The organism is Rhizobium sp. P28RR-XV, from assembly GCF_012641385.1.
Lineage (GTDB): Bacteria > Pseudomonadota > Alphaproteobacteria > Rhizobiales > Rhizobiaceae > Rhizobium.
Map to the genome: position 1 here is coordinate 78,582 of NZ_JABAIG010000017.1, position 22,246 is coordinate 100,827.

General features: G+C 61.0%; 25 protein-coding genes. 12 read left to right on the top strand and 13 right to left on the bottom strand.

The features are described 5' to 3' along the window. The first annotated feature begins 9 nt into the window (after positions 1 to 9). The 5 genes from accB (at position 10) to HGP12_RS28955 (ending at position 4,581) form a co-directional block, all read left to right on the top strand. The gene (gene accB, locus HGP12_RS28935) at positions 10 to 483 is read left to right on the top strand and encodes an acetyl-CoA carboxylase biotin carboxyl carrier protein (protein ID WP_168842718.1); all 474 of its coding nucleotides are present in this window, start codon (positions 10 to 12) and stop codon (positions 481 to 483) included. 5 nt (positions 484 to 488) lie between these two features. Continuing rightward, positions 489 to 1,841: an acetyl-CoA carboxylase biotin carboxylase subunit gene (gene accC, locus HGP12_RS28940; protein ID WP_205926694.1), complete on the top strand. Its 1,353-nt coding sequence runs from the start codon at positions 489 to 491 to the stop codon at positions 1,839 to 1,841. Between the two features lie 3 nt (positions 1,842 to 1,844). Then, positions 1,845 to 2,468: a leucyl/phenylalanyl-tRNA--protein transferase gene (aat, locus tag HGP12_RS28945; protein ID WP_168842717.1), complete on the top strand. Its 624-nt coding sequence runs from the start codon at positions 1,845 to 1,847 to the stop codon at positions 2,466 to 2,468. A gap of 183 nt (positions 2,469 to 2,651) precedes the next feature. Beyond that, a complete protein-coding gene (locus HGP12_RS28950) occupies positions 2,652 to 3,611 on the top strand; it encodes a DUF2167 domain-containing protein (protein ID WP_246703576.1) in 960 nt (319 codons plus the stop codon). Positions 3,612 to 3,945: 334 nt separating this feature from the next. Further along, the gene (locus tag HGP12_RS28955; protein ID WP_168842716.1) at positions 3,946 to 4,581 is read left to right on the top strand and encodes a DUF1062 domain-containing protein; all 636 of its coding nucleotides are present in this window, start codon (positions 3,946 to 3,948) and stop codon (positions 4,579 to 4,581) included. 66 nt (positions 4,582 to 4,647) lie between these two features. Here the strand turns inward: HGP12_RS28955 and HGP12_RS28960 are convergent, their stop codons facing one another. The 6 genes from HGP12_RS28960 to HGP12_RS28985 form a co-directional block, all read right to left on the bottom strand. Continuing rightward, positions 4,648 to 5,088: a DUF2155 domain-containing protein gene (locus tag HGP12_RS28960; RefSeq protein ID WP_168842715.1), complete on the bottom strand. Its 441-nt coding sequence runs from the start codon at positions 5,086 to 5,088 to the stop codon at positions 4,648 to 4,650. A 115-nt stretch (positions 5,089 to 5,203) separates the two neighbouring features. Beyond that, positions 5,204 to 5,602: an NADH:ubiquinone oxidoreductase subunit NDUFA12 gene (locus HGP12_RS28965; RefSeq protein ID WP_168842714.1), complete on the bottom strand. Its 399-nt coding sequence runs from the start codon at positions 5,600 to 5,602 to the stop codon at positions 5,204 to 5,206. A 106-nt stretch (positions 5,603 to 5,708) separates the two neighbouring features. After that, positions 5,709 to 6,176, bottom strand: coding sequence for a GNAT family N-acetyltransferase (locus HGP12_RS28970; protein ID WP_168842713.1), 468 nt, complete (start codon positions 6,174 to 6,176; stop codon positions 5,709 to 5,711). A gap of 20 nt (positions 6,177 to 6,196) precedes the next feature. Then, positions 6,197 to 6,700, bottom strand: a complete 504-nt coding sequence (locus HGP12_RS28975) for a GNAT family N-acetyltransferase (protein WP_168842712.1) — start codon at positions 6,698 to 6,700, stop codon at positions 6,197 to 6,199. A gap of 3 nt (positions 6,701 to 6,703) precedes the next feature. Beyond that, positions 6,704 to 8,209 carry an Asp-tRNA(Asn)/Glu-tRNA(Gln) amidotransferase subunit GatB gene (gene gatB / locus HGP12_RS28980; RefSeq protein ID WP_168842711.1) on the bottom strand — a complete coding sequence of 502 codons (1,506 nt, stop codon included), beginning with the start codon at positions 8,207 to 8,209 and terminating at the stop codon, positions 6,704 to 6,706. 88 nt (positions 8,210 to 8,297) lie between these two features. Next, positions 8,298 to 8,807: a GNAT family N-acetyltransferase gene (locus HGP12_RS28985; RefSeq protein WP_168842710.1), complete on the bottom strand. Its 510-nt coding sequence runs from the start codon at positions 8,805 to 8,807 to the stop codon at positions 8,298 to 8,300. A gap of 297 nt (positions 8,808 to 9,104) precedes the next feature. Here HGP12_RS28985 and HGP12_RS28990 point away from each other — a divergent pair, with 297 nt between their 5' ends. Next, the gene (locus HGP12_RS28990) at positions 9,105 to 9,362 is read left to right on the top strand and encodes a YjhX family toxin (protein WP_168842709.1); all 258 of its coding nucleotides are present in this window, start codon (positions 9,105 to 9,107) and stop codon (positions 9,360 to 9,362) included. A gap of 73 nt (positions 9,363 to 9,435) precedes the next feature. Here the strand turns inward: HGP12_RS28990 and HGP12_RS28995 are convergent, their stop codons facing one another. The 4 genes from HGP12_RS28995 to HGP12_RS29010 form a co-directional block, all read right to left on the bottom strand. Beyond that, positions 9,436 to 11,433, bottom strand: coding sequence for a DUF4139 domain-containing protein (locus HGP12_RS28995; RefSeq protein ID WP_168842708.1), 1,998 nt, complete (start codon positions 11,431 to 11,433; stop codon positions 9,436 to 9,438). 211 nt (positions 11,434 to 11,644) lie between these two features. Further along, the gene (gene gatA / locus HGP12_RS29000; RefSeq protein ID WP_168842707.1) at positions 11,645 to 13,126 is read right to left on the bottom strand and encodes an Asp-tRNA(Asn)/Glu-tRNA(Gln) amidotransferase subunit GatA; all 1,482 of its coding nucleotides are present in this window, start codon (positions 13,124 to 13,126) and stop codon (positions 11,645 to 11,647) included. Between the two features lie 60 nt (positions 13,127 to 13,186). Further along, positions 13,187 to 13,474, bottom strand: a complete 288-nt coding sequence (gatC, locus tag HGP12_RS29005; protein ID WP_168842706.1) for an Asp-tRNA(Asn)/Glu-tRNA(Gln) amidotransferase subunit GatC — start codon at positions 13,472 to 13,474, stop codon at positions 13,187 to 13,189. Positions 13,475 to 13,541: 67 nt separating this feature from the next. Beyond that, entirely contained in the window at positions 13,542 to 14,252 is a 711-nt protein-coding gene (locus HGP12_RS29010; protein WP_168842705.1) for a metal-dependent hydrolase, read from the bottom strand. A 203-nt stretch (positions 14,253 to 14,455) separates the two neighbouring features. Between HGP12_RS29010 and ruvX the strand changes: the two genes are divergently transcribed. Continuing rightward, positions 14,456 to 14,950 carry a Holliday junction resolvase RuvX gene (gene ruvX, locus HGP12_RS29015; RefSeq protein WP_168842704.1) on the top strand — a complete coding sequence of 165 codons (495 nt, stop codon included), beginning with the start codon at positions 14,456 to 14,458 and terminating at the stop codon, positions 14,948 to 14,950. On the opposite strand, the gene HGP12_RS29020 is transcribed toward ruvX, so the two are convergent. After that, on the bottom strand, positions 14,887 to 15,219 hold the full coding sequence (locus HGP12_RS29020; RefSeq protein WP_168842703.1) for a DUF6105 family protein: 333 nt from the start codon (positions 15,217 to 15,219) through the stop codon (positions 14,887 to 14,889). The genes ruvX and HGP12_RS29020 overlap by 64 nt on opposite strands. A 66-nt stretch (positions 15,220 to 15,285) precedes the next feature. Between HGP12_RS29020 and HGP12_RS29025 the strand changes: the two genes are divergently transcribed. After that, positions 15,286 to 15,510 (top strand): hypothetical protein, encoded by a 225-nt coding sequence (locus HGP12_RS29025; RefSeq protein WP_168879984.1) that lies wholly within the window; start codon positions 15,286 to 15,288, stop codon positions 15,508 to 15,510. Positions 15,511 to 15,519: 9 nt separating this feature from the next. Here the strand turns inward: HGP12_RS29025 and HGP12_RS29030 are convergent, their stop codons facing one another. Together HGP12_RS29030 and HGP12_RS29035 are read right to left on the bottom strand one after the other, a co-directional pair. Beyond that, positions 15,520 to 16,176: a TetR/AcrR family transcriptional regulator gene (locus tag HGP12_RS29030; protein WP_168842702.1), complete on the bottom strand. Its 657-nt coding sequence runs from the start codon at positions 16,174 to 16,176 to the stop codon at positions 15,520 to 15,522. A gap of 160 nt (positions 16,177 to 16,336) precedes the next feature. Then, complete coding sequence (locus tag HGP12_RS29035) at positions 16,337 to 17,995, bottom strand: acyl-CoA dehydrogenase family protein (protein ID WP_168842701.1); 1,659 nt, start codon at positions 17,993 to 17,995, stop codon at positions 16,337 to 16,339. A gap of 184 nt (positions 17,996 to 18,179) precedes the next feature. Between HGP12_RS29035 and HGP12_RS29040 the strand changes: the two genes are divergently transcribed. The 4 genes from HGP12_RS29040 to dprA are packed head-to-tail and all read left to right on the top strand — an operon-like array spanning position 18,180 to position 22,221. After that, positions 18,180 to 19,136 (top strand): aspartate carbamoyltransferase catalytic subunit, encoded by a 957-nt coding sequence (locus tag HGP12_RS29040; RefSeq protein ID WP_168842700.1) that lies wholly within the window; start codon positions 18,180 to 18,182, stop codon positions 19,134 to 19,136. Then, positions 19,133 to 20,422, top strand: coding sequence for a dihydroorotase (locus HGP12_RS29045; protein WP_168842699.1), 1,290 nt, complete (start codon positions 19,133 to 19,135; stop codon positions 20,420 to 20,422). Before HGP12_RS29040 ends, HGP12_RS29045 begins: the two co-directional genes overlap by 4 nt. 33 nt (positions 20,423 to 20,455) lie before the next feature. Next, entirely contained in the window at positions 20,456 to 21,073 is a 618-nt protein-coding gene (gene plsY / locus HGP12_RS29050) for a glycerol-3-phosphate 1-O-acyltransferase PlsY (protein ID WP_205926697.1), read from the top strand. Then, positions 21,073 to 22,221 carry a DNA-processing protein DprA gene (gene dprA / locus HGP12_RS29055; protein WP_168842697.1) on the top strand — a complete coding sequence of 383 codons (1,149 nt, stop codon included), beginning with the start codon at positions 21,073 to 21,075 and terminating at the stop codon, positions 22,219 to 22,221. The genes plsY and dprA overlap by 1 nt, the downstream gene beginning before the upstream one ends. Positions 22,222 to 22,246: the final 25 nt, after the last annotated feature.

The window sequence follows — 22,246 nt, forward strand, 5'->3', positions numbered from 1 at the left end:
AGAAATCCTATGGCTGAAAAGAAATCGGGTATCGACCAGGCGCTGATTCGCGATCTCGCCAACATTCTCAACGACACGGATCTGACCGAGATCGAAGTCGAGCAGGAAGATCTGCGTATCCGCGTGTCGCGCGCCGGCACGATGCAATATGTTCAGGCGCCGATCGCCGGCCAGGCCGCTTTTGCCGCTCCGGCTGCTGCAGCCGCCGCCCCGGCCGCTGCAGCACCCGCAGGCAAGACCCGCAATCCCGATAACGTCGTCAGCGCACCGATGGTCGGCACTGCTTACCTGGCGCCGGCGCCGGGCTCGGCTGCCTTCATTCAGGTCGGCTCGACCATCAAGGAAGGCCAGACCCTGCTGATCATCGAAGCCATGAAGACGATGAACCAGATTCCCGCGCCAAAGTCCGGTACGGTAACCGAAATCCTCGTTCAGGATGGACGGCCGGTCGAGTACGGCGAAGCCCTGGTCGTCATCGAGTAAGCGCCATGCCCATGATTTCGAAGATTCTCATAGCCAATCGCGGAGAGATCGCCCTGCGTGTGCTGCGCGCCTGCAAGGAACTCGGCATCGCGAGCGTTGCGGTGCATTCCACCGCCGATGCGGATGCGATGCATGTACGGCTTGCGGATGAGAGCGTTTGCATCGGCCCGCCGCCGTCGCGAGAAAGCTATCTCAATATCCATCAGATCGTCGCCGCCTGCGAGATCACCGGCGCGGACGCCGTGCATCCAGGCTACGGGTTTCTCTCGGAAAATGCCAAGTTCGCCGATATTCTCGAGGCGCATGGCATCACCTTCATCGGTCCGACGGCGGAACATATCCGCCTGATGGGCGACAAGATCACCGCCAAGACCACGGCGCAGCAGCTCGGCATTCCCGTCGTTCCGGGTTCCGATGGCGAAGTGAAGACCGAGGCGGAAGCGCTGACGACGGCGCGCGAGATCGGCTATCCGGTTCTCATCAAGGCAACCGCCGGCGGCGGCGGCCGCGGCATGAAGGTTGCCCGCACGGAAGACGACCTGATCGAGGCCTGGTCGACGGCACGCACGGAGGCCGCAGCCGCCTTCGGCAATGAATCCGTCTATATGGAAAAGTATCTCGGCAAGCCGCGCCACATCGAAATCCAGGTATTCGGCGATGGCGAAGGCAATGCCGTGCATCTCGGCGAGCGTGACTGCTCGCTGCAGCGCCGCCACCAGAAGGTCTGGGAGGAAGCCAATTCTCCGGCACTCAACGTCGAACAGCGCATGAAGATCGGCAAGATCTGCGCCGACGCGATGAAGAAGCTGAAGTATCGCGGCGCCGGCACCATCGAGTTTCTCTACGAGAACGGCGAGTTTTATTTCATCGAAATGAACACCCGCCTGCAGGTGGAGCATCCGGTGACGGAAGCCATCACCGGCATCGACCTCGTGCACGAGCAGATCCGCGTCGCCTCCGGCGGCGGTCTCTCGGTGACGCAGGATGAAGTGCATTTCCATGGCCATGCCATCGAATGCCGCATCAATGCCGAAGACGCACGCACTTTCGTCCCCTCGCCCGGCACGATCACGCATTTCCATGCGCCCGGCGGCCTTGGCGTCCGTATCGATTCCGGCGCTTATCAGGGCTACCGGATCCCGCCTTATTACGACAGCCTGATCGGCAAGCTGATCGTGCACGGTCGGACCCGCGTCGAATGCATGATGCGTCTGCGCCGCGCACTCGACGAATTCGTCGTCGATGGCATCAAGACCACTCTGCCGCTGTTCCAGGATCTGGTTTCCAACCAGGATATCGCCAATGGCGATTACGATATCCATTGGCTGGAAGACTACCTGGCCAAGACCTCGGCTTGAGCCATGCCCGGAGCGCGCGGCAAACGTCCCGGTGTTACCCCGGAGATCTTGCTGCGCGCCTATTCCATCGGGCTATTCCCGATGGCGGAATCGGCTGACGATCCGGAAATCTTCTGGGTCGAGCCGGAATTGCGGGGCATCATCCCTCTGGATACGTTTCACGTCTCCAAGAGCCTCGCCAAGAAGATCCGTCAAAATCCCTTCGCTATCAGCTTCGACATGGATTTCGAGGGTGTTATCGCGGCGTGCGCCGAACAGACCAGCGGCCGCCCGAGCACCTGGATCAACGAGACGATCCGCTCGCTCTATTCCACCCTGCACCAGATCGGCCATGCCCATTCCGTGGAGGCCTGGGAAGGCGATCAGCTGGTCGGCGGTCTTTACGGCGTTTCGCTGGGCTCCGCCTTCTTCGGGGAAAGCATGTTTTCCCGCCGCACGGACGCTTCCAAGATCTGCCTCGTCTACCTGGTGGAGCGCCTGCGCGAACGCGGCTTCACCCTGCTCGACACGCAGTTCACCACCGAGCACCTGAAGACATTCGGCGCCATCGACGTCCCGAAGGACGCCTATGCCACGATGCTGGAAAAGGCGATGGAATCACCCAATCTGAGCTTCTCGAACGGCTGATATTTTCACTAGAGCCGGACGATTTTAGGTCTGTTCGACCTAAAATCTGAATCCGCTCTAGGATCAAAGAAGTAGAGCGTGATGCCGTTCGAAAACCGCCTACACTTTTCGGCATCACGCTCTAATCGCATTGATTCTAATCAAGAATGCCCTAAGGTCAACTCGACAGCCGGGGGTAGTATATTGAAGAATCACCTTGCAATCGTTTTTATCGCCGCATTGGCAGCTGCAACACAGGCCGACGCCAAATCCTTTCACGATATGTTCGGTGCCGAACCGCCGACCGGGCCGGAAGGCGCAGTGCTGAAACAACTCGATTTCAAGCAAGGAGCGATCACGCTTTCGGCGGCAAATGCGACGCTGAATGTTTCGGATCAGTTCTACTATCTCACTCCGGACGATGCGAGAACGGTGTTGGTGAAGCTCTGGGGTAATCCAGAGAGTGCCGCCGGCACCACGCTCGGCATGATCTTTCCCGCAAAATATCCGCCGACCGACCCACATTCATGGGGCGCAGTCATGGACTATGACAATAGCGGCCACGTCTCCGACGACGATGCCGCCTCGACGGATTACAACGAGGTGCTGAAGCAAATCCAGGATGCGATCAACGAGGCGAATCCGGAGCGCGAGCAGCAGGGCTACGATCCGATCAAGCTTGTCGGCTGGGCTGAGCCACCGCACTACGACAAGGCGACCCATGCCCTGCATTGGGCTCGCGATCTGATCTTCGGCAAGGATCAGCAGGCAGACCATACGCTGAATTATTCGGTGCGCGTGCTCGGACGCGAGGGTGTCACCGAACTCGATTTCGTCGCCGGGCTCGATCAGTTGCAGGAGATCAACGCCGCCATTCCGAGCGTCATCAACACGGTGCAGTACGACAGCGGCAAACGCTATGCCGACTTCGTCAACGGCGACAAGATCGCCGCCTACAGCATGGCGGGAATGATCGCCGCCGGTGCTGGCGTCAAGATCGCTGCAAAGCTCGGCTTTCTGGCAATCGTCCTCGGCTTCTTCAAGAGTTTCGGGATCGCCCTTCTCGCACTGAAGAAGGGGTTGATTGTCGTCCTGGGAGGCGTGGTCGCGGCGGGCCGCAAGATTCTAAGTGTGTTTCGCCGCAAGGGAAAGACGGACACCTGAAGCAATCCTTGCCTCAAGCTTTCGGACTTCAAACTCTGGTCGTTATTTGCTATCCCTCCTAGCGAAGAGCGTTGGTGCATAGAGGTTCCACTTTGCCATCGTAAATACCGGTCTCATCCAAATCACCCACTGCATCGGGGCGGCATAACGCCGTCCGATGCATGTTCATGTCCATCGGGTGATGGCCTGAGACCGGTTTGGCATTGTCAAAACGCGCCCTACGCAGCCACTGCTGTCTCAGCTCTTCAGCCGTCCCGCAACATCGCCATACCGTGCCCTGACGGGCTGTCTCACCGCCAGCTTGGTGGACTTCCAGACGGAAGACCAAGACGGTATGTGCAATATTCTTCAGGTCCGTTGGACCATTTCACCTCGAATTTCGCCTCAGCCATGGATCGCCTGCAGCGGCTGCGGATCTCCTAGACCCTTCAGATCGAGCGGCAAGGTCAGGCTCAATGCCAATGGCAAGAGACTCGATGCCTGGCTCGTCTACAAATGCATCGATTGCGAGAAGACCTGGAACCGAACGCTCTTCGAGCGCCGGACCGTTCACGATCTCACTCCCTCCACTCTCGAGGCGCTGCAGCGCAGCGATCCGGATTGGGTGCGAGCACAGGAATTCGACCTCGACGGGCTAAAGCGAAGGGCCAAGCGCATCGAAGAACCGCCGGATGTCATTATTCGGAAGGAGATGATACGTGCCGCAAGCGACTGGACTGGGCTGGGCATCGAGACAGCAGCCGAATTCCCGGTGAACCTCCGCCTCGATCGGCTGCTTGCATCGGAGCTGGCAATTTCGCGTTCGCGGCTCGAAGCTCTCCGAGACGGAGGTAAATTGAAAGCTGATCCGGGTCGCAGCGATTTTCTTCGCCACAGGCCCAAAGGCGGGATGAGGATCAGCCTCGACCTGTCCGAAGTCGCCGATCGTCAAGCGATGGGCGAAGCGGCGACCAATACGGAACGACGCTAAAATTATGCCCGCAGGAGCAAGGCTTCTGCGGGCTGTACAATTCTGCGGCGTATGTCTTGAAGGCGATTATTTCGTGCCGGCGGTGTCCGGCGGCGGAAGGTCCGACTTCTGCTTGCACTCTTTCAGCCAGACGTCATAGATCGGATGCTCAACGGCGTTGAGGCCGGGACTGTCGGCAAACATCCAGCCGGTGAAGATGCGGCGGATGCGACGGTCGAGGGTTATTTCGTCCACCTCGACGAAACCGTCTACCTTCTGCTGCTCGGTTTCGTCTCGCGAATAGCAGGCCCGGGGCGTCACCTGCAGCGCGCCGAACTGTACGGTCTCATTGATATAGACATCGAAGGTGGTGATGCGGCCGGTGATTTTGTCGAGGCCGGAGAAAACGGCGACGGGATTGGCGATGCGGGCCGCCTCGGCGGTGGGGGCTGTCATGATGCCGATGAAGAGAGCTGCGCCCGCTACAGTCACTGCACGCAAAGAAGCGCTCCGCGTGAAAAACGTCATATCCGCCAATCTCCGCTTGGTCTCGGTCAAGACGCCGAGCATGAGCCAGCATATGTCGCGCCTAAAGCCTAATTGTGGCCAAAGGACGAGCCGGCCACTCGGTTACCCGGTCCGCTCAGTTGCCCGGGGTCCAGGCGTCGTAGTCGCCGGTCACGCGCGGACGCTCGCCGGCAACGGCCAGAGAACCCGGCGGACGGTAAGCCTGCGGCGAGCCGGTCGGGTTGGCGCGATGTTCTTTCTGCCAGTCCTTGGCGACGTAGTTTTCCTTGGAAGGGGCAACATCGGTACGATGATGCATCCAGCCGTGCCAGCCCGGAGGAATGGCCGAAGCTTCGGCATAGCCCTTGTAGATCACCCAGCGCTTCGGGAGGCCGTAGGAGGACATGCCGCCTTCGTAATAGACGTTGCCGAATTCATCCTCGCCGACACGCTTGCCAAACCGCCAGGTCGCGAAGCGCGTGCCCATGGTCTGACCGTTCCACCAGGTAAATGTCTGTACGATGAAATTCCACATGTCTTTTCCTCGATACCCGCTAAGCGGCGAGCGATACCAGAATTCGATAGTTTGCTTATGCCGCCACCGGACTGGCTTGTCCAGTGATTCCAGCAGGCAAACGGCCTCATTTCAATGTCATCTTGAAGCCCAGATGTGTCGGCTTGAAACCCAATCTCTCATAGAAGCGATGCGCGTCCTTGCGCACCGCATTGGAGGTCAGTTGCACCATCCGCATGCCGCGGGCTCTTGCCTCGCCGATGCAGAAATCGATCATCGCCGCCCCGATCCCCTGCCCGCGTAGATCCGCACGCGTCTGGACCGCCTCGATGATCATCGCGGACGACCCCCGCCCGGTCAGCGTCGTCGTGATCATTGTCTGAAACGTCCCGGCCACCTCGCCGGCGAGTTCGGCGACATACAGCGTCTGATCCGGCGATATCGCGATAGCACGAAAGGCGCGGAGATAATCGTCATAAGCGGAAGGGTCGGTCGTATCGCCGTGGCCGCCCATGGTGTCGGCGGCGAAAAGGCCGATCAGGGAAGGAAGGTCGGATTCTTCCGCTTCGCGGATCACCAGGCGGGCGTCTTCCATGAACGATCTCGTCTATTCTCTCAATGACCCGTCAGCGGCTTCTCGAATATCAGCGCCGGAATGGCCGACTGGCCGTTGCCGCAATTTTCCGTGCGGCCGACCTCGACAAAGCCGTGGGCCTTGTAGAAGGCGATCGCGGGCTCGTTTTGCGGTTCGACCTCCAGGCGCATGATCTCCGCATCCGGGAAACAGGTCTCCAGTTCGGCGAAGATATCGCGGCCGATGCCCTCTCGCTGATGGCTGGGGCTGACATAGAGCATGTGGAGCATGACGGTCTTGGTCATTTCTTTGGACATGGCGGCATAGCCCATGCCGCCGATTGTCTTGCCGTCGTCGGCCACCAGGAATTCCGAGTTCTTGTTCGCCAGCCGCGCCTTCAGCGCAGCCGGTGAATGCCAGGAGGCGTGCAGCTCGCTGACCTTTTCCGGCCCGTAGATCCGGTCATAGGTCGCATGCCAAGTCTCGCCGAGCAGAGCGCGGACCTTTTCCAGGTCCTGCTCGCTGGCGGTGCGAACGAAGAACACCGATTATTCCTCTTCGATGCCGAGCTTGGCCTTGACCAGCGCCTGCACCGCCTGTGGGTTCGCCTTGCCGCCCGTCGACTTCATCACCTGGCCGACGAACCAGCCGGCGAGCGTCGGCTTGGCCTTGACCTTGGCAACCTGATCCGGGTTGGCGGCTATGATCTCGTCGACAGCCTTTTCGATGGCGCCGGTATCGGTGACCTGCTTCATGCCACGGGCTTCAACGATCTCGGCGGGGTCGCCGCCCTCGGTGAGCACGATTTCAAACAGATCCTTGGCGATCTTGCCGGAAATGGTTTCGGCCTTGATGAGGTCGATGATCGCGCCGAGCTGGGCGGGCGAAACCGGAGTCTCTTCAATGTCTTTGCCGATTCTGTTCAGAGCGCCCAGGAGGTCGTTGATCACCCAGTTGGCAGCCATTTTGCCATCGCGGCCGGCGGCAACCGCTTCGAAATAATCGGCGATGGCCTTTTCCGAGACGAGCACGGAAGCGTCGTAGATCGAGAGGCCGAGTTCGCGGACGAAACGTTCCTTCTTATCGTCCGGCAGCTCAGGCAGATGCTCGGCAAGCTCGGCAACGAAGGCATCGTCGAATTCGAGCGGCAGCAGATCCGGATCGGGGAAATAGCGATAGTCGTGCGCATCTTCCTTCGTGCGCAGCGACCGCGTCTCGCCCTTGTTCGGATCGAACAGGCGGGTTTCCTGATCGATGGTGCCGCCATCCTCAAGGATGCCGATCTGCCGGCGCGCTTCATATTCGATCGCCTGGCCGATGAAGCGGATGGAGTTGACGTTCTTAATCTCGCAGCGCGTGCCGAATTCACCGCCCGGACGGCGCACCGAAACGTTGACGTCGGCGCGCATCGAGCCTTCGTCCATGTTGCCGTCGCAGGTGCCGAGGTAGCGCACGATCGAGCGCAGCTTCGTCATATAGGCTTTCGCCTCGTCGGACGAGCGGATATCCGGCTTGGAGACAATTTCCATCAGCGCAACGCCGGAACGGTTGAGATCGACATAAGACATGGTCGCGTGCTGGTCGTGCATCGACTTGCCGGCATCCTGTTCCAGATGCAGGCGCTCGATGCCGATCTCGATATCCTCGAACTGGCCCTGACGATCCGGGCCAAGCGAAATGACGATCTTGCCTTCACCGACGATCGGATCCTTGAACTGCGAGATCTGATAGCCCTGCGGCAGGTCGGGATAGAAATAGTTCTTGCGGTCGAAGATCGAACGATTGTTGATCTGCGCCTTCAGGCCAAGGCCGGTGCGCACAGCCTGCTTGACGCATTCTTCGTTGATCACGGGCAGCATGCCGGGCATGGCGGCATCGACCAGTGAGACATTGGAATTCTGCGGCTTGCCGAACTCCGTCGATGCACCGGAGAAGAGCTTGGATTTGCTCAGCACCTGGGCGTGGACTTCCATCCCGATAACGACTTCCCAATCGCCGGTGGCACCGGGAATGAAGCGTTTCGGATCTGGCGTACGGACGTCGACAATGGTCATGGGAAGCTCTTGTATAATGCTGTTTTCTGCTTTGGTGAGGTAGAGCAATTGACGAGGCGGCGCAAGGCTTTCGGCGTATGGCGATGCGCTATATGCCCGGTCCGTAGGCGCCGTGGCTTTCCTCGACCAGCGATTTCGAAAGCCCGATCGTGGGAACGTCGCTGTCGAGCTTCGGGGAATAGACGATCGACAGCCAGTGGATTGCATAGCCGCGCGCCCTGAAAAAGGCGATGGCATCCGTATTCCCCGCGTGGCTCTGCAGGGAAACCTTTTCCAGCCCCTGCCCACGCACGTCCTCTTCGATCCGCGCAAGGAGCGCGGAGCCGAGACCTCGCCGAATGAAATCCGGATCGATCCAGAAATCGGAGATCGCCTCGTCAAGCGCCTCGCGCGCGGCCCAGCCGACCGCCTCCCCATTCAGCTCGATAACGGTGATCGTCAGCCAGAGATTGCGGGTGAAATTCGAGAAGGCCTCGCTTGCGCTTTCCAGCAGCTCGCCCGTGCCGCCGATCGCGCCCATGGCCTGCTGCCAGGAGCGCAGGCCGATGCTTGCCAACACCTCGGTTTCGCCTTCACGGGCATTGCGAATATGGATCATCAGGCCCCGCCATTTGGACCAGTAAAGCATCAGTCAAAAGCTTTTGCCAGCGGCGAGATTCGCCAGCATGGCCGACGGCGGCACACGCCTGCTGAGTTGAACTTGACCTCGGGGCGCAACCTGCTTTAGAAAGGTGTATCAACGGAGTTTTCATGTCTAACTTTTGTCAGTCCCGGTAAAGGCCCCGCTCGCAAGTCTTCTTGCGTGCCGGGCCTGAAAAACGAAGCCCCGACTTCCCCAAGGGAAGGCTCGGATCGTTTTTGTGCGCCCTTTGGCGCTATACGGATTCTGACAACAATGGACATTTCCCGCGCCGAACAGCGCATCCTGCACCTGCTCGCCCAGGGCGGCCGCATCGAAATCGAACGCAGCGACAACAAGAAGATCGAGACCGCTTATTGCTTTACGCGTGACGGCTGGGTCTACCCTGATTTCGGCCTCGAGCTCTTCCGCCGACTGAGGCGCCTAAAGGCCATCAAATCCACCGACGGCCATCCCTATCGCATCAGCGAAAAGGGATTGCGGCTGGTGAGGGCGCAATTGAACAATCGGTAAGCTAAACACGAGAGCCGCCCCACGGAGCGGCTCTCACCATTTGATGCTGTTGAGATGAAGACGTGCGCGGCGATTAGAACGTCCTGATGAGTTCCGCCACCTGATCGCCCAGCCGATCACTTTCCTCTTGCACCGCAGCGCGCTTTTCACCGACGGCAGCGATTTGATCTTCGCTATGCGCGAGATCCTTCAAATAGCGCTTCTTCAAATCGCTATTCTCAGGCACGGCGCCGATATTCTGTCTTATCCGCTGTTGTTCATTGGTGATTTTCTCGATCTCGCTGTCGAAGCTCGCGAGATCATTCTGGGAGGCGACCTGTTTCTTACGCGCCTCCGCGAGGTTTGCGAGCTTGTCCGTCAGTGCCTTGTCGTGTGTCGACGCCGACCATCCAAGCAGCATGTCCGGCTCTGCATCGACCAGAGCATAGCTGTTGCTCTGCAGCTGCTCATCGACAGCGGTCAATGTCTTTTCCGTGCCAGCCGGCACAACCGCCTTGAGCCGCTGGTGCGTTGCCGTTTTGCCGAAGCTTTCGCCCGACGAAAATGACCAACCATCCCTGATCGGGTGCTCGACGATGACAGTCCTTTCGCCGTCAAGCGCGCCTGAAACCGTATATGTCGTTGCCTGACGATATTTTACGACGGCATTCATCATGCCATCGGAAACCTTCAGGGAGGCGATCTCCTCCGTCGGCGTCTGCTGCTCGCTGATCGACACCTTTCGATCGGTTGCGAAACTGGCAAGGCGGGTGTCCTCCTTGGGCAGGGCAGATAGCAGGGAATCGCCGATATAGCCGGTCTTGCTATCATATAGCGTCAGAATTCCCGCCGGCATGCTGACCCCCGTGGTGTTCTTGAGCATCACGGCGGCGATGGGATTGCGAAGGGTGCTGCCCGCCCGATACATGTCCACCATGTCGGCTTCCACCTCCGCATCCATGATCGGCACCGACAAGGTGTCGCCATTGGCCAGATCGTAAGTCCCCGGAAGCTCGAAGGTGGCAGAGATATCGCTTTCGGTCGCGGTGGTGGGATTGGCCGCGGCAATTTGCATTGGCTCTAAAGGCCTTTCCAGCTCGTCGGCCGCGTATTCTTTTCTGCGGACGCCGCCCATCATTGCCTTGGCAGGCGCGGGCGCGGCTCGCTGCTCGGCATCCTCCGGCAGACGCCGCCTGTTGGACAGGTCGCCGCTGTCGGGATCAGTGACATTGTTCGACGCCGTGTTGACCGGCACCTCCTGCCGCTCTCTCCAATAAAGCTGGTGCAGACCCTGTTTCAGCGTCACCGGCTCGGCCGAAGTCAGCGTCAGCTTGATGCCCTTCCAATCCTCGCCGCTGGCGTTTTCCAGCACTGTCCATGCCTGCAAGTGCGCCTTGTCATTTCCCTCGATGACGACCTTATAGGCCGTTTTCCAGATCGGAGACGGGACGACATAGGTCAGGCCGACATCGCCGCTGTTCTTTACACCGTTCACCTTGATGTCGATGGCACGCGTGCGGTCGTTCTTGCCGCGGGCAATGGCTGCCGCCGCCTTGGCGAGCTTTGCTCTCATGTCGGGATCGTCAAGCCGGACGGACGCATCCTCGCCAAGCGCCAGCGTCTCCACGGCGCCATCCTTGTCGATAACAGTCAGCAGATGAACCGTCGCTTTCTCGTCGGCCTTCCTCGTCTCGATTCCCAGGATGTTTCCATCGACGGTCTTGCCACCGCTGGTTACCGATACTTTGGCGCCCTGCATCGATGTCAGAAGCGACGGTACGGATGAGAGCGCTTCCAGACTGAACGGCAGGCCCTTGAACGTTTCCTGCAACGGCCGCGGCCCCGCCAGCGACATGCCGGCCACCGCGCCCGCGGACCCGTTGACCACAAGGCTCTTCAGGATATCGTCGACCTGATCAAGGGGAACCTCGATCCGGATCACGCCGTCGCTATTGACATCGGCTGCTCGGGAAACCTCGGCCAGGCCACCCGAGGACAGGGTAATGGATCGAATGGCCCCATTGTCGGCCGCCAGCGCAATCGCTGGACATGACGCGCTGAGGAGCAGGATCGCCGAGACTTGCTTGAGCATGAAGAGACCTTCCGATTCGGTTGCAGAGGACGAGACCAAGCGGCTCGCTGCAATTTATGATCGTATTTCGGTCCAAAATGTGATGGCAACTGGGCGGAATATTGGGATTTTTAAGTCTTGCGTCCAGCGCGTCGCCGCTCAGTTAAGCGGCAAATTAAACCGCGCCGACCATATCATGATCGGCGCAGTCATAGATCTTAGAGGATGCTGCTTACCACCACTTCGCCGGCGTGAACTTGCCGGCGGCCTGTTCGATGACGTGGGCGGTCTTGAAGAGGGTCTCCTCTTCGAACGGCTTGCCGATGAGCTGCAGGCCGAGCGGCAGGCCCTTCGGGTCGAGGCCGGCGGGGACGGCGATGCCGGGCAAGCCGGCCATGTTGACCGTCACCGTGAAGATGTCGTTGAGGTACATCTTCACCGGATCGGAAGCGAGGTCCTCGTCGGCGATGCCGAAGGCCGAGGACGGTGTCGCGGGCGTCAGGATGGCGTCGACGCCAGCGTTGAAGGCAAGCTCGAAGTCGCGCTTGATCAGCGTGCGGACCTTCTGGGCGCGAAGGTAATAAGCGTCGTAGTAGCCGGCCGACAGCACATAGGTGCCGATCATGATGCGGCGCTTCACTTCCTGGCCGAAGCCGGCAGCGCGCGTCTTTTCATACATGTCGACGATATCCTTGCCGTCGATGCGCAGGCCGTAGCGGACGCCATCGTAGCGGGCGAGGTTCGAGGACGCCTCGGCGGGTGCCACGATGTAATAGGCCGGCAGCGCATATTTCGTGTGCGGCAGGGAGATGTTGACGATCTCGGCGCCGGCGTCTTTCAGCCAGGCGATGCCCTGCTGCCAGAGCGTCTCGATCTCTGCCGGCATGCCGTCGACGCGATATTCGTTGGGGATGCCGATCTTCATGCCCTTCAGCGACTGGCCGAGCGAGGCTTCGTAATCCGGCACCGGCAGGTTGACGGAGGTCGTGTCCTTGGCATCGACACTTGCCATCGACTTCAGGAGGATGGCGGCATCGCGCACGTCGCGGGCGATCGGGCCGGCCTGGTCGAGCGACGAGGCGAAGGCGACGATACCCCAGCGCGAGCAGCGGCCGTAGGTCGGCTTGATGCCGACGGTGCCAGTGAAGGCGGCCGGCTGGCGGATGGAGCCACCGGTGTCGGTAGCGGTTGCGCCGGCGCAGAGATGCGCGGCAACGGCAGCAGCCGAACCGCCGGATGAGCCGCCCGGAACGAGCTGCTGGTTCGAGCCCTCGGCACGCCAGGGGTTGATCACCGGACCGTAATAGGAGCTCTCGTTGGAGGAGCCCATGGCGAACTCGTCCATGTTGAGCTTGCCCAACATGACGGCGCCGTCGTTCCAGAGGTTCTGCGTGACTGTCGATTCATAGTGCGGCTTGAAGCCGTCGAGAATGTGGCTGCAGGCCTGGGTGTGGATGCCTTCCGTGCCGAACAGGTCCTTGATGCCGAGCGGAATGCCTTCCAGCGCACCGGCTTTGCCTTCCGCGAGGCGCGTGTCCGACACCTTGGCCATTGCAAGCGCCTTTTGCGGCGTCACCTTCACATAGGCATTCAACTGAGCATTGGCCGCCTCGATCGCCGAAAGATAGGCCTCGGTCAATTCGGTTGCTGTAATCTGCTTGGCGCGCAGCTTGTCGCGGGCTTCGGCAATGGTCAGGCTGGTCAGTTCGCTCATTTTGTTTCGCTTCAGATCTGGAATTGGGCAACGGGTCGGAAAAAGGCTTGAAGGGAGCCGCTATTCGACGACTTTGGGCACCAGGAAGAAATTCTGATCGGTATTCGGTGCATTGGCGACGATGTCGGCGGCCTTGTTGCCGTCGGTCACCGCGTCGGTGCGCTTCTTCATTGCCATCGGCGTCACCGAGGTCATGGCTTCGACGCCGTCGACATTCACTTCGGAGAGCTGCTCGACGAAGCCCAGAATGCCGTTCAGCTCGCCCATCATCCGCTGCGCTTCGTCTTCATTGACGGCGATGCGGGCAAGATGGGCGACGCGTTTGACGGTGGCGAGATCGACGGACATGGCATTCTCCGGATAGGATTTTTCCTATCGCTATAAAGGCCATGCCCGCCATACGCAACGGGTATCGTCAGGCGGAAACGCTCTCGCCCACCTTCGGCGCGGCAACCGCGGTCTTCGAACCTTCCATGCCGGCGATGAACTTTTCCGGGGTCTGGTCGATGATCGGGAAAGTGCCGTAGTGGCAGGGAATGGCGGTCTTGAAGTTGAAGAAGCGCTGGCAGGCGAGCGCGGCAACAGCACCGCCCATGGTGAAGCGGTCGCCGATCGGCAGGATGCCGATATCGGGCTGATGCAGCTCGTTGATGAGAGCCATATCCGAGAAGATATCCGTATCGCCCATGTGGAACAGCGTCGGCTCGTCGTCGAAATGCAGCATCAGGCCGTTCGGATTGCCGAGCGCGTGGGAAACGCCGTCCTCGGTGATCTGGGCGGAGGAATGCAGTGCATTGGTGAAGGTGGCCGAGAAACCGCCGAGGCCGACTGTGCCGCCGGTATTGCCCATTTCCAGCTTCTCGACGCCCTTGGTGCCGAGCCAGGAAGCGAGGTCAGCATTGGCGAGAACGACGGCGCCGGTATCCTTGGCGATCTGAACCGTGTCGCCGACGTGGTCTGCATGTCCATGCGTCAGTAGGATATGGGTCACGCCTTCGGCAACGTCCTTGATGTTGAGGCCGGCGGCGGCGAAGGAGGAATTGTAGGTCAGGAAAGGATCGATCAATATTTTTGTCGTGGCCGTCTCGATGCGAAAAGCGGAATGGCCGAGCCAGGTGATCTTCATTGGATTTCTCCTTATTACTTGATTTGAAATGGAAGGCTGGTGTCCAGAGCATTTCCGATCGAAATGCCCTGTCATTTGTTCTTCCGCATCTCCGGAGGCAAAACCGCTGTGCGCTTTTGCTGGAAATGCTCTAGGAGATATCCCAAACCGCAGCAAAGAAAAGCGGCTTTGGCTTCAATTTGTTTTGACGAGAGCGAGACCTGATGACGACGCTGACCATCGAAGACCTAGCCGCGACGCTCCTGCCCGGCCAGCCGATTGCCGGCCTCGACCTGGGCACGAAGACGATCGGGCTTGCGATGTCGGATCTCGGGCGGCGCTTTGCAACGCCTCGCCCCGTCATCAAACGCGTGAAGTTCACCCAGGATGCCGAGATGCTGCTCGCCTTCGCCGACAAGGAAAAGGTCGCGGCCTTCGTCATAGGGCTACCGGTCAACATGGACGGCTCTTCGGGGCCGCGTGTACAGGCGACGCGCGCCTTCGTGCGCGGCATGGCGGAAAAGACCGCCCTGCCCTTCGTTTTCTGGGACGAGCGGCTTTCGACCGTGGCGGCCGAGCGGGCACTTCTGGAAATGGACGTCTCGCGAGCCAAGCGCGCCGAGCGTATCGACTCGGCAGCGGCGAGCTTCATTCTTCAGGGAGCCTTGGACAGGCTATCGGCGCTCGGAAGAGTGACCTTGCCCGATCTCGATGCCTGACGGCCGCGCCACCATTCCATGATCGCGGCGCGGCGGCGAAAGCCGAAGATCGCGAAGACCAGCACGCTGTCGAAGGCGATGGCGCGCGCCACCAGCGGCGGAATGGTTTCCGGCGGGATGCCGAGGATCTTGCCGTAGATATCGAACACCAGGTCATGCATCTGCCGCGTCAGCATGAAGATGCCAAAGCTCATGTCGTAGTACGACAGATAATACCATGCCCCTAGAAACGAGACCGGCCCTGCCCAGCAAATCAACAACCACTTCATGCGGTACCCCTTCGACGCTGAAATTGCGTCGTTCCAGCCGAAAGGACGAGCCAGTTCGACAGCGCCATGGCGCTCAACACCATCGCGGGCAGCGTTATATCTAGTGCGAGCACGGCGAAGAACATCATCGCCGCGACGAGAAACACTAATTTTGCGGATCTCAACCCCATGGCTGCACGCTTGATGGTTAACTATTCGTCCTTTCACAGTGACGAGTTAACCGCAGTGGCGCAATGTAAACCATTTGTTAAGGTTAACGACGGAGCGGGCTTGTGGATATCCCCCGCTTGAGCCCCTGCATCAGCCGTAGACGCCGCGCACGATCCGCTTCAAAGCCGTTGCCGCCTTCTCCCAATCCTTGCCGTTTTTCAAGGCAAGACCGGCGCATTGATCGCTGACGGCTGAAGCCAGCACGATGTGCTGGATGGCGGCAAAGATCATGGCGTTGACGGCCTGGGCATCGACGCCCTTGGGCGGCACCAGCGAGCCGCGCATGCGCTCGATCCAGCCGGCGAGCGCCTTGGAGCGCGCCTCCGACAGGCGGCGGACCTGCTCGCTGCTTTCGGAGACTTCCCAGGCGACGATGCGGCGCATCAGCGGATCGGCGCGCAACGCATCGAGAAACAGGAGCGAGAGCCGCTCCATCAGGTCGCCGTAGGTGAGAAGAAACATGCCGCCGGTATCATCGGGAATGCGATCCTTCACCCAGCTGCCGAGATCGGTGCCTATGGCTTCCACGAGGCCATCGAGGCCGCCGTAATAGCGGTAGATCAGCTGCTTGTCGCAGCCGGCGCCGCGGGCAACCGCATTAATGCCGAAATTCTGGAACCCCTCCTCCGCCAGAAGCCGCTTGGCGGCATCGAGGATCGCCTGCTCGGTTGCGGCGCGATTGCGCACGCGCTTTTCCACGACAGGCGTTTCCAGGGGGATTTTAACGGCAGTGTTTGCGACGGCCATCGATTCGACTCCAATTGTCACCGAGCGGTGAATAACAAGCCGGATCGTCTTGAACAACAAAGCCTTCAGGCCGCGGTCAGTCAAACCGCACGAATCCACAGATTAGAGAAACTGACCAAGCCACATATCGTGGTCCCGGACGCCAGACCTAGTGGGAATTCTAAGTGGCCGGCGGATAAAGCAGGTCGACAATGTAGCTGGCGTCGAAACGCGAATCGAGCATGCCGTAGGTCGCCCGCCAGCCGCCCGCGAGACGGGTTTCGATGAAGGCATCGGCGATCTTGCCGGCTCCGAGGCGATAAAGCTCGGCGGCACCGGCTGCCAGCGCCATCTGCTCGACCAGCAGGCGGGCAGCGCCCTCATCCTGCTCGCAAAGCGCCATGGCGGCGCGCAGGACTTCGATGGTCTTCTTGCCTGCTGGCCCGAGATCGCGGGCAAGGCCGGCAAAGACGGTCTCGAACAGGTCCCTGCCCCGGTTCAATACGCGCAGGACATCAAGCGCCATGACATTGCCGGAGCCTTCCCAAATCGCATTGACGGGGGCTTCGCGGTAATGGCGGGCGATCGGGCGTTCCTCGATATAGCCGCTGCCGCCGATGCACTCCATCGCCTCGTAGATCAGCGCCGGGGCGATCTTGCAGCACCAGTATTTGGCGACCGGAGTCATGACGCGGGCATAGGCCGCCTCTTCGCTGCTGCCGCTCGCCTTGTCGAAGGCCTCGGCCAAGCGGAAGGCAAGCGCGGTCGCGGCGGCGACATCGAGCGCCATATCGGCGAGCACGCGCGTCATGATCGGCTGATTGACCAGCATCTTGCCGAAAACGCTGCGTCCGCGCGCATGATGCACGGCTTCGGCCAGCGACGCGCGCATGATGCCGGCAGAGGCCAGCGCGCAATCGAGCCGCGTCAGGGTCACCATGTCGAGGATCGTGCGAATGCCGGCATCCGGCCCTCCGAGCAGGAAGCCGAACGTATCGGTAAATTCGACTTCGGAGGAAGCATTCGACCGGTTGCCGAGCTTGTCCTTCAACCTCTGGAAGTGCAGGCCGTTGGCCGAGCCATCCTCCAAAAGCCGCGGCACGAGGAAGCAGCCCATGCCGTCCTTGGTCTGGGCCAGCATGATGAAGGCATCGCTCATGGGCGCCGACATGAACCATTTATGGCCTGAAAGCCGGTAGATGCCTTCGCTCACCTTGTCGGCGCTCGTCCGGTTGGCGCGCACATCCGTGCCGCCCTGCTTTTCCGTCATGCCCATGCCGATGGTGACGGCGCTCTTCTGCATGGCGGGCTTGTTGGACGAATCGTATTTGCGCGAGAGAATCTTCGGCGCCCAATCCTTCTGCACCGCCGGCGAGGCCATCATGGCAGCCACCGAGGCGCTGGTCATCGTCAGCGGGCACAGATGACCGCATTCGAGCTGAGCCGTCAGATAGAAGCGGGCGGCACGCACCTTGTGCGACTGGCCCTTGGCCTCGGGATCGGCCTGCGCATCCCAGATGGAGGAATGCAGGCCCATCGCCATGGAGCGGCGCATCAGCGCATGCCAGGCCGGGTGGAATTCGACGACATCCAGACGCTCGCCGCGCGGACCATGGGTGCGCAGCTGCGGCGCGCCCTGGTTCGCCATGCGTGCCAGTTCCTGTGCCTCGTGAGACGTGACGAACCGGCCGTGCTGCTCCAGCTCTTCACGCGTCGAACGCGGCAGGCCGGACGTGAGATCGACGATCAGCGGATCGGAACGATAGGCATTGATGCCGGTCCAGAGGCTCGGCTGGTTCAGGTCGGCAAAGGGGTCGTCAGTCCGGGTCGGTTGGGTCATGAATCGCTTGTAGAGCAAGAAGGTTGCAAGGGAAACCGGAAGTTACGTCTCCCACCGGCATAGGTCCTGTAGCGGGATTCGGGCGAAATTGCATGGGGAACAAGCGGGCGCGGCGCACACCGCCGCTTGCCCCATGGGCGCTCCCTCTTTATAGACCGCCTGACGAAATCCAGAGGGCAGGTTCATGGTCTTCTTTCCCCACCGCCACCTCATCGGCATCAAGGGTCTCACCGAGCAGGATATCACCTATCTTCTCGACAAGGCCGACGAGGCGGTCAAGATCAGCCGCCAGCGCGAGAAAAAGACGTCTACGCTTCGCGGGCTGACGCAGATCAATCTCTTCTTCGAAGCGTCGACGCGCACGCAATCCTCCTTCGAACTGGCCGGCAAACGGCTCGGCGCCGATGTGATGAACATGTCGGTCGGCAATTCCTCCGTCAAAAAGGGCGAGACGCTGATCGATACGGCGATGACGCTGAATGCCATGCGGCCCGATGTGCTCGTCATCCGCCATTCTAGCGCGGGTGCCGCCGCGCTGCTGGCGCAGAAAGTGTCCTGCTCCGTGGTCAATGCCGGCGACGGCCAGCACGAGCATCCGACCCAGGCCCTACTCGACGCGCTGACGATCCGCCGCGCCAAGGGCAAGCTCTCGCGCATCATCGTCGCGATCTGCGGCGACGTGCTGCACTCGCGCGTCGCGCGCTCCAACATCCTGCTTCTGAACGCCATGGGCGCCCGCGTCCGGGTCGTCGCGCCCGCCACGCTGCTGCCCGCCGGCATTGCTGACATGGGCGTCGAGGTCTTCCATTCGATGAAGGAAGGGCTGAAGGATGCCGACGTTGTCATGATGCTGCGTCTGCAGCGCGAGCGCATGTCCGGCGCTTTCGTGCCTTCGGTACGCGAATACTATCATTTCTACGGTCTCGACGCCGAAACCCTCAAGGTTGCCAAGGAAGATGCGCTCGTCATGCATCCCGGGCCGATGAACCGTGGGGTCGAAATCGCTTCCGAAGTGGCCGACGGTCCGCAAAGCGTCATCGCCGAACAGGTGGAAATGGGCGTCGCCGTGCGCATGGCCGTGATGGAGACGCTGCTCGTTTCGCAGAACCAGGGACCTCGCAGCGAGGGAGCGGACGCATGAGCAATTCGATCGTCCTCCAGAACGTCCGCATCATCGACCCCTCCCGCGATCTCGACGAGGTCGGCACGATTGTCGTCGAAGACGGCGTGATCGTCGCGTCGGGCAAGGATGCGAAGAACCATGGCATTCCCAAAGGCGCGACCGTTCGCGATTGCAATGGACTTGTCGCTATTCCCGGCTTGGTCGATGCGCGCGTGCATGTCGGCGAGCCTGGCGGTGAGCATCGCGAAACGATCGCCTCCGCAAGCCGTGCGGCTGCGGCTGGCGGCGTGACTTCCTTCATCATGATGCCGGACACCGATCCGGTTATCGATGATATCGCCTTGGTCGAATTCGTCAGGAAGACGGCGCGCGACACGGCGGTCGTCAATGTCTATCCGGCTGCAGCCCTCACCAAGGGTCTTGCCGGCGAGGAGATGACGGAAATCGGCCTGCTGCGGGAAGCCGGGGCCGTTGTTTTCACAGACGCGCATTCCGGTGTCCACGATAGCCAGGTCCTGCGTCGCATCATGACCTATGCGCGCGAATTCGGCGCGGTGATTTCCTGCGAGACGCGCGACAAATATCTCGGCGCGAACGGCGTCATGCACGAAGGCCTGTTTGCAAGCTGGCTCGGGCTATCAGGCATTCCGAAGGAAGCCGAGCTGATCCCGCTGGAGCGCGACCTTCGCATCGCGACGCTGACGCGCAGTCACTATCATGCGGCGATGATCTCCGTACCGGAATCGGCAGAGGCGATCCGCCTCGCCCGCTCGCGCGGCGCCAAGGTCACCTGCGGCATCTCGATCAACAATCTCGCGCTCAACGAAAACGACATCGGCGAATACCGCACGTTCTTCAAGCTCTACCCGCCGCTGCGCTCCGAGGACGACCGCACGGGCATGATCGAGGCGCTGGCCGACGGCACGATCGACATTATCGTTTCCTCGCATGATCCGCAGGACGTCGATACGAAACGCCTGCCGTTCGGCGAGGCGGAAGACGGTGCCGTCGGGCTCGAAACGCTGCTTCCCGCTGCGCTCCGGCTCCATCACAGCGGCCAAGTGAGCCTGATGCGGCTCGTCGATGCGCTCTCGACGCGGCCGGCGCAAATCTTCGGTCTCCCCGCCGGCACGCTGAAGCCCGGTGCCAAGGCCGATATCGCCCTTGTCGATCTCGACGAGCCTTGGCTTGTCGCCAAAGACATGCTTCTGTCGCGCTCGAAGAATACACCCTTCGAAGATGCGAGAATGAGCGGCCGGGCGGTTGCAACTTATGTCGCCGGCAAGCTGGTTCATAGTCTCTAGGACGGGCCAAGGGTTTACGGAGAATAAGACGTGATGGCGGATTTCTGGACTTGGCAGCTCACCCCGCAGACCGCGCTGGCCGGCCTCGTCATCGGCTACCTGCTCGGCTCGATCCCCTTCGGCCTGCTGCTGACGCGCATGGCCGGCCTCGGCGACGTGCGCAGCATCGGCTCTGGCAATATCGGCGCGACCAACGTGCTGCGCACCGGCAATAAGGGGCTGGCTGCGGCCACGCTGCTGCTCGACGCCTTCAAGGGCACGGCCGCCGTCCTGGTCGTCGGGCATTTCTTCGGCGGCGACGCCGGCGTGCTTGCTGGTTTCGCTGCCTTCATCGGCCACATCTTTCCGGTCTGGATCGGCTTCAAGGGCGGCAAGGGCGTTGCGACCTATCTCGGCATCCTGCTGGGCCTCGCGCCGCTGATGGCGCTGATTTTCGCCATCGTCTGGCTGGTCATTGCCTTCACCACCCGCTATTCCTCGCTTTCCGCGCTGGTTGCAACCCTTGTCATACCGGTTGTATTGTGGATATTGGGCGCCGACAAGATCGCCGCGGCCATGGCGCTGATGACCATCATCTCCTGGTACAAGCACAGGGCCAACATTGCCCGGCTGACCGCCGGAACGGAAAGCAAGATCGGAGCGAAGGGGTAATGGACACAGGCAGCGCAAGACGGACCGGAGTTGCGCTGACCGAAAAACAAAGGATCGCCTGGCTCAGGCTCATCCGCTCCGACAATGTCGGGCCATCCACCTTTCGCGATCTCATCCATCATTACGGTTCCGCCGAAGCAGCACTTGCCATGCTGCCGGAGCTTTCGCAGCGCGGCGGCTCGACGCGCGCCATCCGCATCGCCGCCGAACGGGACGCATTGCGGGAGTTGGAGGCGGCACATCGCTTCGGCGCGCGCTTCGTCGGCATCGGCGAGCCGGACTATCCCCCTGCCCTTCGGGAGATCGACGGCGCGCCGCCGCTTCTTGCCGTCAAAGGCAGCATGCCCACAGCGACACATCCGGCAATCGGCGTGGTCGGCTCCCGAAACGCCTCGATCAGCGGCGCCAAATTCACGGCCATGATCGCGCGCACCTGCGGCGAAGCAGGTTATGCAGTGGTCTCCGGTCTGGCGCGCGGTATCGATACGGCGGCCCATCGCGCCAGCCTCGAAACGGGTACGATCACCGCTTTAGCGGGTGGGCTCGACCAGCCCTACCCGCCCGAGAATATCGGCCTGCTGAACGAGATATGGGATGGCAACGGGCTTGCCGTCAGCGAAATGCCGTTCGGCTGGGAGCCGCGCGCCCGCGATTTCCCGCGCCGCAACCGTCTCATCGCGGGCATCTCGCTCGGCGTCGTGGTCATCGAAGCGGCAACCCGCTCCGGCTCGTTGATAACCGCCCGTCTTGCGGGGGAATTCGGCAGGCTTGTCTTCGCCGTTCCCGGCTCGCCGCTTGATCCGCGCTGCGAAGGCACCAACGGTCTGCTGAAAGACGGCGCGATGATCGTGACGACGCCGGCCGATATTGTCGAAGCGCTGCGGCCGCTCGCCGAGCCGGATCTCTTTCGTCCCCGGCCGGCCGAGGCTCCCGTCGAAAGGAGCAAGCCGCTTTCTGCCCCGCCCGATGATGCCGAGCGCGACCATATCGTCGAAGCGCTCGGGCCGACACCGGTCGAGATCGACGACATCGTCCGCCACACCGGTCTGCCGATAGCGGCGATTCATTCCGTCCTTCTCGAGTTGGACATGGCCGGCCGGCTGCATCGCCATCCCGGCGGACTGGTGTCGATCTCCATGCTGGATTGAAAAGTGTGACACGCGTACCAATTCT